This is a genomic window from Aerococcus sp. Group 1, assembly GCF_000193205.1.
Classification (GTDB): domain Bacteria; phylum Bacillota; class Bacilli; order Lactobacillales; family Aerococcaceae; genus Aerococcus; species Aerococcus urinae_A.
Genome location: NC_015278.1, coordinates 395747 through 409481, shown reverse-complemented (window position 1 = coordinate 409481; position 13735 = coordinate 395747). Strand labels below are relative to the sequence as shown.

Annotated in this window: 11 protein-coding genes and 1 pseudogene; 1 reads left to right on the top strand and 11 read right to left on the bottom strand. The window is 44.8% G+C overall.

Features of this window, described 5'->3' with window-relative positions; genetic code table 11:
* The first annotated feature begins 76 nt into the window (after window positions 1–76).
* Window positions 77–592: a peptide-methionine (S)-S-oxide reductase MsrA gene (gene msrA / locus HMPREF9243_RS01920; RefSeq protein WP_315861765.1), complete on the top strand. Its 516-nt coding sequence runs from the start codon at window positions 77–79 to the stop codon at window positions 590–592.
* A gap of 247 nt (window positions 593–839) precedes the next feature.
* Here msrA and HMPREF9243_RS01915 read toward each other — a convergent pair whose 3' ends face one another.
* From HMPREF9243_RS01915 to HMPREF9243_RS01855, 11 genes and pseudogenes are all read right to left on the bottom strand, one after another.
* The gene (locus HMPREF9243_RS01915; protein WP_013668930.1) at window positions 840–1574 is read right to left on the bottom strand and encodes a glycerophosphodiester phosphodiesterase; all 735 of its coding nucleotides are present in this window, start codon (window positions 1572–1574) and stop codon (window positions 840–842) included.
* 433 nt (window positions 1575–2007) lie between these two features.
* Entirely contained in the window at window positions 2008–3363 is a 1356-nt protein-coding gene (locus tag HMPREF9243_RS01910) for a PFL family protein (protein ID WP_196793343.1), read from the bottom strand.
* A gap of 14 nt (window positions 3364–3377) precedes the next feature.
* Window positions 3378–3641, bottom strand: coding sequence for an ACT domain-containing protein (locus HMPREF9243_RS01905; RefSeq protein ID WP_013668733.1), 264 nt, complete (start codon window positions 3639–3641; stop codon window positions 3378–3380).
* A 126-nt stretch (window positions 3642–3767) separates the two neighbouring features.
* A complete protein-coding gene (locus tag HMPREF9243_RS01900) occupies window positions 3768–4211 on the bottom strand; it encodes a hypothetical protein (protein WP_013669230.1) in 444 nt (147 codons plus the stop codon).
* A gap of 175 nt (window positions 4212–4386) precedes the next feature.
* Window positions 4387–6133 (bottom strand): annotated as a pseudogene (locus HMPREF9243_RS10675) (ABC transporter permease/substrate binding protein).
* Window positions 6126–7343: a glycine betaine/L-proline ABC transporter ATP-binding protein gene (locus tag HMPREF9243_RS01885; RefSeq protein ID WP_013669779.1), complete on the bottom strand. Its 1218-nt coding sequence runs from the start codon at window positions 7341–7343 to the stop codon at window positions 6126–6128. Before HMPREF9243_RS01885 ends, HMPREF9243_RS10675 begins: the two are co-directional and overlap by 8 nt.
* 340 nt (window positions 7344–7683) lie before the next feature.
* Window positions 7684–9110, bottom strand: a protein-coding gene (locus HMPREF9243_RS10205; protein ID WP_101560582.1) for an IS3 family transposase whose coding sequence is annotated in 2 segments (ribosomal slippage) — window positions 7684–8600 and window positions 8600–9110 — 1428 coding nt in all. Because the reading frame shifts where the segments join, the coding sequence is not laid out codon by codon here.
* 163 nt (window positions 9111–9273) lie between these two features.
* A complete protein-coding gene (locus HMPREF9243_RS01870) occupies window positions 9274–9876 on the bottom strand; it encodes a class I SAM-dependent methyltransferase (protein ID WP_013668669.1) in 603 nt (200 codons plus the stop codon).
* A gap of 290 nt (window positions 9877–10166) precedes the next feature.
* A complete protein-coding gene (locus HMPREF9243_RS01865) occupies window positions 10167–11180 on the bottom strand; it encodes a 2-keto-3-deoxygluconate permease (protein ID WP_013669005.1) in 1014 nt (337 codons plus the stop codon).
* Between the two features lie 15 nt (window positions 11181–11195).
* Complete coding sequence (locus HMPREF9243_RS01860; RefSeq protein ID WP_013669759.1) at window positions 11196–12143, bottom strand: sugar kinase; 948 nt, start codon at window positions 12141–12143, stop codon at window positions 11196–11198.
* A 214-nt stretch (window positions 12144–12357) separates the two neighbouring features.
* Window positions 12358–13338, bottom strand: a complete 981-nt coding sequence (locus HMPREF9243_RS01855) for a LacI family DNA-binding transcriptional regulator (RefSeq protein ID WP_013669170.1) — start codon at window positions 13336–13338, stop codon at window positions 12358–12360.
* Between the last annotated feature and the right edge of the window lie 397 nt (window positions 13339–13735).

Here is a 13735-nt window from a genome sequence, read left to right as displayed (position 1 = left end):
TTCTTTAATGGCTTCTTAGCCAGACCTTTTGTATAATAGTTTCAAAATAGAAAAGAGGAAGGATGTTATTATGGCTATAGAACGTGCAATCTTTGCGGGAGGCTGTTTCTGGTGCATGGTCCAACCCTTCGACCAATTGCCAGGCATTGAAGCGGTCGTTTCTGGTTATACAGGAGGACACATCGCTAACCCCAGCTACCAAGAAGTCAAAAGTGGCAAAACCGGCCACACGGAAGCGGTCGAAATCAGCTTCGATAACGCCATCATCACCTACGAAGAATTACTAGAGATTTACTGGCAACAAACCGACCCTACCGACGCCATGGGCCAGTTTGAAGACCGGGGTTCATCATACCGTCCCGAGATCTTCTACCTATCTGAAGACCAACGCCAAGCCGCTGAAGCTTCCAAAGCAGCCCTAGCCGCTAGCGGGAGGTTCGATGACCCCATCGTCACCCAAATCACCCCCGCCGGCCCCTTCTACCCAGCAGAAGACTACCACCAAGACTTCTATAAGAAGAGTCCCGATAAATACCAAGCCGACGAAAGCGCCATCGCCCGCCACCAATTCATCCAGGACAAATGGGAATAAAAGAGTGCGACGGGTGCACCAAAGATCGATAGAGCTACGCATACTATATCTGTAACTCGCTGACGCTTCGAACAGCTATAGCAACTGGAGCTAAAGAGCAAAAATTTTTGAAGAGAATTTCTTGCACTTTAGTGAAGTGGAGATCGATCTGCACCCGGAGCACATTTGAAAAGAGTGCGACAAGCGCAAAATAAAACCAGCAGGATGTAGTGAACTCCTGCTGGTTTTTACTTTTCCATAAAGTCTGTTAATAACTGGTCAAAACGGGAGCACTTTCTAAGTAGTGACTATCATTGGTAATCACACCAGCCAGGTCCCAGTCCTTAAATTTTCGGTAGACCTTACGATCATCGACCGTCCATGCATTAATCTTAACTCCGTGGTCATGCAAGTTGTTCACCGTAGTTGGGTCAAGCAACTTATAGTCAGGGTGGTAGTAGCCCACCCCCCTAGCAGCGCAATAGGTCCCTGGATTTTCCAGATAGTCTTCCTGTAAGAAGGCACAAGCCAAATGAGGGGCTAGGGCCTTGACCTTAAGAATACTCTGGTGGTTAAAAGAAGAGATAATCACCCGGTCCTGCATCTGGTAGTCTTCGACCAAGTCAATCACCGCTTCAACTAAGCCGGGATAAGGAAAGAAGCCAGTCTTGAGTTCAATATTCAAGGTCAAGTCCAAGGGTTCAGCCCAGGCTAATAGCTCACTTAAGTGAGGAATACGAACTAGGTCAAGGTTAAAGTTCTGAGGGTGGAGGCGGTCAAAGCGGAGTCCACGTAAGTCCGCATAGTTATAGTCCCGTAGCCAACCCCTGGCATTAGCGGTCCGGTCTAAACGCTCATCGTGGCAAATCACCACCTGGCCATCCAGGGTCAATTGGACATCACACTCAATCCTATCCGCCCCAGCTTCATAAGCCTTAATAAAGGACAGCATCGTATTTTCCGGATAGCGGGCGCTATAGCCACGGTGGGCATATAATTTCATTTGTGTTTGGCATCTCCTTATCTTCCTGTTTTAGTCATTAAAACTGGTCACCCTATTCATACCATCCTTATTCTAACCAGCCTTTATTAAAGCAGGGTAAATTTGAAGTAAAGTTAAAATGAACTTTGTAAAGATAAGGTAAAAAAGACTAGAGTGCGACAGGTGCACAAAAAGGCAAGACCGCTACGCATACTATATCTGTAACTCGCTCCGCTTCGAACAGCTATAGCAAGTGGAGCTAAAACGTAAAAATTCTTGAAAAGAATTTCTTACGCTTTAGTGAAGTGGACGCTTGCCTTACACCTGGAGCAGGTTTGAGTAAGGATGTGAGGAAGGATTAGGGAGGGAGATTCCTTGGAAGAAATTTTTTACCTTCAAAAAGAAAAGGCTAGGGCAAGAACCTAACCTTTTTATTTCATTGATCTTTTACTGCTTAATTTTTCAAACCTTGAATTGGCGCAGGGATGTGTCCTCCGCGACGGATAAAGACTTCCGGTGAAGAGGTCTTCAGCGGCATGATTGGCGCTGAACCAAAGAGACCCCCAAATTCCAAGCAGTCCCCGGCTTGGTAACCAATGGCAGGGATTAAACGCACTGCCGTGGTCTTCCCATTAATCATCCCAATGGCGGCTTCATCAGCGATAATGGCCGCTAAGACTTCAGCTGTGGTTTCACCAGGCACGGCAATCATATCCAGCCCCACCGAGCAGACCGCAGTCATGGCCGTCAAGGTTTGTAAGTCTAAGACCCCAGCTTGGGCGCCCGCAATCATGCCTTCGTCTTCAGAAACTGGGATAAAGGCCCCTGAGAGCCCCCCGACCCGTTCAGCTGCCATTAAGCCACCCTTCTTGACTGCATCATTCAAGAGGGCCAGGGTCGCTACGGTTCCGTGACCACCCACAGTTTCAAGTCCCATACTTTCTAAGATCCGAGCTACCGAGTCACCCACCGCAGGGGTAGGGGCTAGAGAAATATCGACAATTCCAAACGGAACGCCCAGAGATTTTGAGGCTTGGCTACCGATCAACTGCCCCATCCGGGTCACTTTGAAGGCGGTCTTTTTGATGGTTTCAGCCACTTGGTTAATCGGCGCATCTTTAGGCAGACGTTCCAAGGCTTGACGGACAACCCCAGGCCCAGAAACTCCCACATTAATCTCACAATCCGCTTCCCCACTACCGTGGAAAGCCCCCGCCATAAAAGGATTATCCTCTACCGCATTGCAGAAAACAACCAACTTGGTAGCCCCAACACATTGCCGGTCTTGGGTGACTTCAGCAGCTTGGCGGATGGTTTCCCCCATTAAAGCCACAGCATCTAAGTTAATCCCTGACCGGGTAGAACCGATATTAACCGAAGAACAGACATTATCGGTTTCGCTTAAGGCTTGGGGGATGGATTCAATCAAGGCCCGGTCTCCCGCCGCAAAGCCTTTCTGTACTAAAGCGGAGTAGCCCCCGACTAAGTCAATACCGATATCCTTAGTCACTTGGTCTAAGCATTTAGCGTAACGCACGGGGTCCCCACCAGAAACAGCCACCAGATGAGCAATCGGAGTCACCGAGAGGCGCTTATTAATAATCGGTATCCCTAATTGCCGACTCAACTGATCAGCCACAGGAACCAGATCTTTGGCTCTTTGGCTGATTTTTTGTTTGATTTTCTCACAGGACTGCTCGATATCGGTGTCACAACAATCGAGTAAGGAGATCCCCATGGTGATGGTACGGACATCGAGGTGGTCCTTGGCAATCATATTGACGGTTTCTAGAATATCATTAATTTCTATCACGAGTCTGCCTCCTATAAACGATGCATGGCCTTAAAGATATCTTCGTGCATGACCGTAATCTGCATGCCTGGTATTAAATTTTCTACCGTTTCTTGGAAGTCATCGAAGGCCACTTGGTCTTCATCGACTGTCACCAGCATGGTCATGGTGAAATAATTATCCATTACCGTTTGAGCGACATCCACAATATTCACCTGGTTGTCAGCACAGGCCGTACTTACCTTAGCCAAAATCCCAACTTGATCAATACCTACAACAGTAATTACCGCATTCATAAGCAGTAAACCTCCTTAATTTTTATGCAACCTATGATAGCATAAGTTAAACTTTCTTAAAATATGAAAAAAGAAGTCAGAACGTTCAGTCCCAACTTCTCATCGAATGAAGGCTATTTCATTCGTTTATTCAAAGATGTCATCAACAGTGGCTTCACGATTAATTACAATACAGAGATTACCATTGTCCTTCACTTTTGAGCTCATGTAAACATTGTCGACCTTATCGGTAGTGGAGGCCTTAAATGGGAAGTAGATTTCTGATTCCCGGCCACTTGACCAATGAATGGTGAGGTATTCCAGGTCATTGTTATTGACCACGTTTTCAAACATACCACCCATCAAGCCTCCTTGGACGATACTATTGGATTGGAAAACGTCCGCATCAGGAAGGATTTCAATCTTGAAGGTCTTACATGGGTGGATTTCTACGATATCCCCTTGGCCGTTAATGCGACCATAAGAAGTGGTAATCCGGCCAATCCAGATATCTCCTACATGTTCCATAGGGATTTCCCATACCCCACCATTATGAAAATGAAACTCTAAGGACTTCATTGCTTTTGTCATTCGAATAACTCCCTTTCTTAATAATTGCTTTTTCCTTTGTTAGTGCCCAAAGTTAGTGATTTATTTCACAGATTCATTATACTATGACAACAAACAAAAAAGCAAGCTTTCTTTTTTAAAAAAGCTTGCTTGTGAATTCATGTTTTTTATTTTCTTGCTTTTGTCAGCGAACGGGCTATTCCGCTGTCCATTCACTGACCTTGTCTGGGTTGGCTTCAATCCATTTTTGAGCGGCTTGACTAGGATCCGTCCCATTAGAAATATCTAACATCACGGATTCCATGTCTTCTAGGGTCCAATGGAAGTTGGCTAGGATTTGATAAGCTCTAGGATTGTCTTCTTGGAAGCCTTGGCGGGTATAGGTGTTAATGGTTTCTCCTTCTCCGTAAACCCCTTTCGGATCTTCCAAGTATTTCAAGTCATACTTAGCAAATTTCCAGTGAGGGTTCCAGCCCGTTACCACAATCTCTTCTTGGTTATTGTAGGCTTGGCCTAGAGAAGTGGCCATGGCCCCTGAGGAAGAAGAAGCTAAGTTCCAAGATCCTAAATTAGGGTACTCTTGGAGTGCTTTTTCAGTGGAGGCCATAATGCCGGCACCAGGTTCAATCCCGGTGATGGTTTGGCCGGCTTCTGAACTCAAGTCTTCAATGGAATTGACTTGGTCCATATAAGTCGGCACCACTAGCCCCGTACGGGCGCCTTCCAGACTGACCCCAGCATGAACAATTTGGTCACCATACTGTTCAATTTGCTCCGCGTGGGTGATCGGTAACCAGGCAGATACCATGGCATCTGATTCGCCACTGGCTACTGAAGACCACATAATAGCGTTATCCAAAGGAACTTGCTCAACGTTAAAGCCTTCTTGACGTAAAACTTCAGCAATCACTTGCGTCGAAGCGACTTCACTGTCCCAGTTCACATAGGCTAAAGTGACGGTTTCTCCGCCAGCTCCGCCGCCTGAAAAGAGGCTACTTTTATAGGAATCTTCACTGCCAAAGGTTAAGAGTAAGCCAAGGGCAGCTAAGAGAGCGAGGGCAATTTTTTTAAACATTGTTCATCCTCCTTTACTGGTCACGTGAGGCAAAGCCATTGGTGATCCGGTCAACTACGATAGCTAAGATAACGATAGCTAAACCAGCCACGAAACCACTTCCGACTTGGGCCCGTTGTAGGGCAGATAGGACATCGCGCCCTAAACCAGGTGCCCCAATCATAGACCCAGTCACGACCATGGAAAGGGCTAGCATCACGGTTTGGTTAACCCCGGCCATAATAGTAGCTTGGGCTAAGGGTAGCTCAACCTTAAAGAGTTTTTGCCATGGAGTAGACCCGAAAGCATCGGCGGCCTCGATCAATTCGGTAGAAATTTGGGTAATTCCCAGCTCGGTAAAACGAACCGTTGGTGGGAGGGCAAAGATCACGGAAGCGAAGACTCCCGGTACCATCCCAATTCCAAAGAAGGCAACCGCTGGAATCAGGTAAACAAAGGCCGGCATGGTTTGCATAAAGTCCAGAATCGGTTTGAGGATAATATGAACCCACTTGCTCTTGGCTGATAAAATCCCTAAAGGAATCCCAATAATAATGGAAACCAAGGAAGAAATCAGCACCAAGGTAATAGTTTGGGTCAACTGGCTCCACAAACCCTGGTTAAGAACGTAGCCTAAGCCAAGTAGGACAAAGACAGGAACGCCAAAGCGGCGGTTGGTGGCAAAGTAGGCTAAAACAGCCACTAAGAGAATGAAGAGGAAGGGCGGGAACCATAGTAAGACATCATTCACCGAGTTCATCACGGTTGACCCGATACTTTGGACCACATCAAAGAGTCCTGAGAAAGTCGTGGTTAACCAAGAGGTAGCTGCTTCAATCCATTCAGCAACTGGTAGGGGTTCTAAGGGAAATAATAGGATATTATTCATTGTTATCGCCTCCTTGTCCAGATAATTGGTCAATGACTAAGCGCCGGTCCACATAACCCAGTAAGCGTTGGTCATCATCGACCACCGCAATCGGCATATTGGTATCACTCATGAGGTCATACATTTCGTTAATTGGCGTATTCTGATTGACCAGAGGATTATCAGTACGGATAATGTCATCGACATAAATATTCTTAGTCTGTTTATTTTTGCGAATGAGATCAGCCAGGTCCTTATCAGTCACATAACCATGAATTTTGCGGTCACCGTCAATCACATATAAGGTCGAGGTATGTTCGTTTTGCATAATCTTCAAGGCCACCCGAGCGCCTACCCGATCCTTATTGAAGACATAACCAGGAGCTTCCATGGCATTCTCTGCAGTAAAGACCTTGGACCGGTCCACACCACCAACAAAGGTTTCCACATAGTCATTGGCAGGGTTTTCTAAGATTTCTTCCCCGGTACCAATTTGTTCAATGTGACCATTACGCATCAAGACAATGCGGTCACCTAAACGTAAGGCTTCATCCAAGTCGTGGGTAATGAAAACGATGGTCTTATTGAGCTTACTTTGCAGTTCAATCAGTTCGTCTTGCATGTTAGCACGAATCAAGGGGTCTAAGGCTGAAAAGGCCTCATCCATTAGGAGAATGTCGGTATCACTAGCTAAAGCTCTAGCCAAACCTACCCGTTGCTGCATCCCACCAGAGAGTTGTTCGGGCAGTTGGTCTTGGTAGGCAGATAGACCCATGGTTTCTAAGGCATCTTGGGCCCGTTTCCGTCTTTCTTCTCCGTCAACACCTTGAATTTCTAGACCAAATTCGGTATTTTCGAGAATGGTTTTATGAGGGAAAAGCGCAAAACTTTGGAAAACCATGCTGACTTTCTTGCGGCGGATATTGCGCAATTCTTCGTCATTGGCTTGGGTGACACTTTCCCCGTCAATACTTACTTGGCCATGGGTCGGTTCAATCAGACGGTTGAGCATCCGCAGTAAGGTCGACTTACCTGAACCAGAAAGCCCCATAATAACAAAGATCTCGCCATCATTGACTTCAAAAGAAGCATCGTAAACCCCGACAGTAGCACCGGTTTGGTTAACGATTTCTTCTTTGGATTCACCCTTTTCCACTAATTTTTTTGCTTTATCTATGGCTTGGGCTGAGCCAAATATTTTAGTCAAATTTTCTACTTTTATTGACGCCATAATTTCTCCTCTCTCGCACTTGATAATAAAAAACACAATAATAAACCTATCAAAAGCTTGACCATATTTCAAAACTTATGGCTAGCCCGTCTGTCTGAAGAGAGTTTTTCTCATTTTTCTCATCTTTTTCTCATAAAATTAAAAAACCGCTTAGCAATAGGCATAATATGGTGACCCCAATAAGTTGGACTTTATATATAGTGAGTTGGCCTTTGGCCAGCTCTTTTTTGTTGCTTACAGTTCTTGCTTATTTCTTGCCGACACATTTACTCAGAAATTTAAACTTGTCAAGAGGAAGAGCGTAGCGGCTCTTGATAAGTTTAAAGTTTATGTGTAATCATTAAGCGGCGAAAGAAGCGTGATGAAGACGAAATTCTATAGGACTCCTAAAATCTAATTTTTCTTTGATTCTTTCACCATTGTAATAGATTATAAAATCTTCAATCGCTTGTGCTAATTCTTCAAAGGAATGATAAGTCCGACCATAGTAGACTTCTTGTTTTAGTAGACTAAAGAAATTCTCCATTGGCGAATTATCTAAGCAATTTCCTTTACGAGACATACTTTGAAAAATTCGGTGATCCTTCAAGAGCCGGGTGTAACTTTTCATTTGATAGGCCCAGCCCTGATCAGAATGAAAGGTTCTTCTGTATGGACATAATTTACTTGCTTCAATGGCAGCTTGTAGCCCCTCCAACATGCTTTGTCCATTAGGCTGATGTGTTATCTTAAAAGAAATAATTTCTCGATTAAATAGATCCATGTAAGGATCTAAATAGAGTTTTCCAGTTTGATAATTCCCAGAATCATCGGCATAGTAGTATTTAAATTCTGTTGTGTCTGTTGTTATTTTTTGATAAGGAATGGTCGAATCAAACCGCCGGTTGATACGATTTGGCGCTATCTCTCCAATCGTTCCTTTGTAGGAATTATATTTTCTTGTCTTTCTAGTATAGCTAGTGACCTGTATCCCCATAATTTTCATTAGGCGTTGAACTTTGTTTTTACTGACCTTATAACCACGGGAAAGCAGTTCAGCTCGCATTCTTCGATAACCATAATCCTTATGGGTTTCTCTGATGTCTTTCATTTCCTCTTTTAAATCGGCATCCTTATCAATTTCCTCATCTTTATTTTTCCAATAAAAGTAGGTCGATTTAGGAAACTTTAAAACGCTAAGAATATCTTTTAAAGCATATTTTTCATCATGGAGACGTGTGATTTCGGTCACTATTTCTTCTTTTCTCGCTTGACTCTTTGAGCCACACGTCTCCTCAATCCTTTTAAAAATTTGTTCTCAATTTCTAAATCCGTAATCCGTTGTTCAAGTTCCTTTATTTTTGCTTCACTTAACTGATTGGTTTCGCTGCTATCCTTTATTTGATTGATTTGTGATTTCTTTTTAGACACTTTAGGTGGCCTTCCTTTCCTCGCGGAAAGGCCATCAAGTCCTCTTTCATGATAAGCTCTTCGCCAATTAGCGATTAGACTTGGATTATTCATGTTTAATGAATTGGCCAATTCGCGATAACTCATTTCCGTACTTTCATACAATTCTATCGCATTTAATTTGAATTCAACAGTATAAACCTGTTGAGTCCGCCTTTTCTTTAAACCATCTACACCAAATTCATAATAGTTATTAACCCACCTTCGTAAAATAGAAGGATCTATTCCTGCTTTATTAGCTAAGGTTCGATAACTTCCTTTTTTCGCAATATAGTCTCCTACTAAATTCAGTTTAAATTCTAATGAATATTTAGACATAAAAATAACCCCCAAAAGTTGAATTCTTAGTCCAACTTTTGGGGGTCACTACATAAGCGGTGTGTTTTTTCTAATCTTTTTTATTTTTAATACAATGTAAAGGCTTTTCTAAGAATTTTTATTTTCTTTAAAATTTCAGCCTAAATTCTGGCCTTGGCTTCGCTTAACGTTGACTAACCAGGACCCAGTAACCCTTATCGCGGTCAATCTCAGTCACGTTATTAAAGACCTCTTCCATTTTCTTTTTGGCACTGGGAGCCCCTTGTTTCTTTTGAATGACCACAACTAAGTCGCCTCCTGCCTCTAAGTAGTCATAGGCCCCTTCAATAAAGGCGTGGACCACTTTCTTCCCGGCTCGAATGGGAGGATTGGTGATAATCAGGTCATAATCATGGTCGCTGAGGCCTTCATAGGCCGAGGACAGGTAAAAATTAGCTGAGTCGACCTGGTTGAGGGCTAAATTTTTCTTGGCTAAGGCCAAGGCCCGTTCATTGACATCAACCAGGTCCAAGTGGACTTCGGGATAATGGTCGCCGAGAACCACACCTACTGGGCCATAACCACAGCCCAAGTCCAAGATCTTATGATAAGTCTTCCCTTCCTTTAAGAGGGCTTCCAGCATGACCCGGGTGCCATAGTCTAAACGCCCCCGCGAAAAAACCCCGCTATCGGTGATAAATTCATAGGTCCGCCCATCGACCACAGTCTGCCAGGTCTTCTTATCGTGGGCCAATTGGCTGTTATCTTCAAAATATTGATGGCTCATCACTTCACATCCTTCTAAACCTGTTCCAAGCGCGAGGTGAGCTCCATTTCAGAAGTCCTTCTAAATCCTCTTTGAGGATTTACTGCGTACTTCTTCCAATGGTCTCCCCTCTTTTTGCGCTTGTCACACTCTATTCAAACCTGTTCCAAGCGCGAGGTGAGCTCCGTTTCAGAAGTCCTCACATCCTTCCTCCCTATTTTACTGGTAGATCTTTCTAGCGACAAGGACAATTTACCAGTAAAAAAGCGATGGTCAGGTTTTCTACCATCGCTTGTTGCTTTACTTTACTACTAGGGCCTCGGCCACTTATATTTATTTTTTACTTCTTTTAAGACTTCACTGGGGGCTTCGGGAAGATTTTTCTTCTCTGCTTGTTTTCTCACCCAGGATGTGACTAATGGAGTAAGGATAGCAGTCACGATCACTGAAGTCGCGACAATGGCGGTGGCTGATTCAGCTACCGGTTGGAACTGTTCAGAGATTCCCGCAATCACGGCTGGAACGGCAACAGCAGCCCCAGCAGTAGAGGATTGGGCCCAACCCGCTACCCCGTCTGAACCTAGCCATTTAATGTCTAAGAAGGAGAGCAGGCCACCAGTCACTAAGACAACAGCCACTCCGATAAGCACCCCACTCAGCCCAGCTTGGAAGATAGTCTTAAAGTTCAGGGTGTAACCTAAGGCAAAGATAAAGAATGGAATCAAAATCCCTACCCCAGGCGCATACTTATCGCGCACGTCGGAGTCCAAGGTCCCCCCAATTAAGCCTAAAGCAAAAGGTAAGAGAGTAGAAATAATGGAACCAAAGGGGAAACTAGCCCCGGTCAAACCTAAAATCAACATGGTAAAGAAAGGCCCCGATTGGATAGCAATCATCGGAAAGGCGGCCAGGTCATATTCGCGCCCTTCTGGGATAATAGATACATATAGCCCGCCGTTGGTTTGGCTAAAGGCGGTCACCACAGCCAAAGTGGATACCCCAGTGAGGAGGCCACTTTGAATACCTTCTGCTGGTAGGATGGCACCAAGAATTAAACCCAGAGCCAAAGCGATTAAGAGCCGGCCGCCTGATAGGAGTAAGCCCTTCTTAGCAATGTAGCCCCCAGAAGCATTGAGGTTGACTGAGGCCCCCACGCAGAAGAAGAAACAGAACAAGACAGCGGATGACCCGGTCAGGTAGGCCCCCGTCACCCCACCAAAATATTCGTGGGCAGTGGGCCAGAGGGTGTTAAGTAAGGTTCCCGCTAAGAGGGGCACAATAATATTTCCGCCCGGGATTTTAGCAATGGTTTTTTCAATTTTCATTTTAGACCACCTTCCTTAAGCCCGTTTGGTATTGGCCATAAATTCTTCTAATTCTTCTTGGTTAGGCAAGCCATCATTGTCGCCTTCAAAGGTCACTTGACGGGCTCCGATAGCGTTACCGCGTAAGATACTGTCTTCTAAGGATAGACCTTCCTTCAAACCAGAAATCACACCGACCGCAAAGCCATCGCCGGCGCCAACGGTATCAATTGGCGTCACTTGGTAGCCAGCTACTTGGCCACTCTTGCCCTCACTAGTTGCATAGTAGGCTCCGGAAGCTCCGGTTTTAACAATCACAATTTTCACACCCAAGTCCAGGTAGAATTTAGCGATATCTTCAGCCTTGTCTAAGCCCGTTAAGATCTTGCCTTCTTCTAAACCAGGTAGGAAGATGTCGACGGATTTAGCAGTTTCGTTTACAAATTCAACCATGCGGTCATGGTCCCATAATTGTGGACGCAAGTTAGGGTCGAAGGAAATCACCTTGCCCGCCTTGTGCATGTATTCCACTGCTTTCTTGGAGAAGTTATAGCAGTCCTCTGATAAAGCCGCAAAGATTGAAGTTACATGCATATAGTCTGCTGAGCCAAAGTAATCTTCGTCAAAGTCTTCCACGCTCATGGTTGACGCCGCTGAGCCCTTACGGAAGTATTCAATAGCAGGGTCGTCTTCTTCATTCTTTTCCTTAATGTACCAGCCAGTAAAGCGTTGGTCCGTGGTTTGAACACCCGTGGTATCAATACCTTCCTTAGCCATGGCCTTGGTGATAAAGCGGCCTAGCATGTCCTCACCTAACTTGGTCACCAGACCCGTTTGGTGGCCTAAACGGCATAAGCCCGCAGCCACGTTGGTTTCCGCTCCCGCTAGAGCCCGAGACCAGTTATTGACGTCTTCTAAAGCGCCCGGTTCATTAGCATAAAACATGTATAAAGGTTCACCAAAAGTTACAAAATCTAAATGCATATCGATTGCCTCCTCTAAGTCTTCTCACTACACTGTCAAATTAACCTTTTCGATAATAGGTTAACCGGTTTCCTAATTAAAGAATAAAGACAAAAGCAGGAAAAGTCAAGTAAAAATGTAAGCGCTTAGATAATTTGTTTAGAAAAAAGTGCCTCCTAGAGACACTTCTGTATATCTTATTTCTGTAGTTTACTTCCTAACCGGCTCTTTTTCCTCATACTGAAGACCGTAAGGAAATATGGGAAGGGATGGCTTGGTAACCGGGTTGAAGGGTCTTTTTCCCTTGAATAGCAGCCAGTAAATTTTCTGCTAGGCTGGCCCCGATTTTTTCAGTAGGTTGTTCAATACTGGTAATTCCTGGTCCAATCATATCGGTCATGTGCCAGTCATCAAAGCCCGTCACCCCTACTTCTTCAGGGACCTGGAAGTGGCCAAGCTTCAAAATCCGTAAAACTTCAATCATGACCCGGCCATTATTGCAGAAAAATAGCGTCTTTTGTTGGCCAGCAAAGCCTAAGATCGCTTCCTGCCAATTTCCCTGGCCCACTTCAATTAAGTGGACGGGAGCGGGGGCGCAAGCAGTAACAACCGCTTGATAGCGGTCTTGTCGGGTAGAAACTGGAGCCAGGACTTCACTGACCACCACAAAAGCCTGGTAGTCGCTTAAATGAACCTGTTCAAAGAGTCGACTAATCACTGCTTCATTATCGGTTCCAATGGTTAGCCACTGGGTTGGATAGGTTTTTCGGTCAGCCAGGATGAGAGGGAGCTGCATGTCTTCAATAAACTGGTAATTCTCACTGCTTATAGCCGCTGGTTGAAGAATAATCCCATCGACGTTTTGATCAATTAGGCGCTCCAGATATTGGCTTTCCAAGTCGACCTCCCCTAAGGAATCCAAGATGATCATCTGCCACTTGGCCTGGTTGAAGACCTGGCTCATCCCCTTGAGCAATAAGGAAGCATACATATTGGAAATATCAGCAATGACCACACCAATTAAATAAGAGCGCTTGGACTTGAGTGCCTGAGCTTGACGGCTGGGTCGGTAGTCGAGCTCTTCAATGACAGTTTTTATCCGCTTTTTGGTAGCGGGCGACATTTTATGGTATTTCTTATTCAGATAGCGCGACACCGTGGTCTTAGATACCCCGGCTTGGTCGGCTACTTCTTGGATAGTCACGCGTTTATTCATTACTAATCCCTTTCCTATTTAGTCCTATCTATTATAGCAGACCTAGAGGGGATTTTTTGAAAGATAATATGCTTTTTCATCACCCTTCAAGGAGCTTATTAGCCATGCTGATGACAATTCCCCAGTAAATAAAAAGAGCTTAAGACAAAACATCTTAAACTCTTTGAGTTATGAATATATCTAAAACGTGCTCCAGTCACACTCTACTCAAACCTGCTCCAGTCACAGGACGAACGTCCACTTCACTAAAGGGAGACGAATTCTTTTCAAGAATTCTTTCTCTCTTTAGCTCCAGTGGTTTCGTCCTTTGGTGTGACTGTCGCACTCTACTTAAAACGTGTTCCAAGCGCAGAGCAAGCATCCACTTCAGATAATGACGACAAATTCTCTTTGAGAA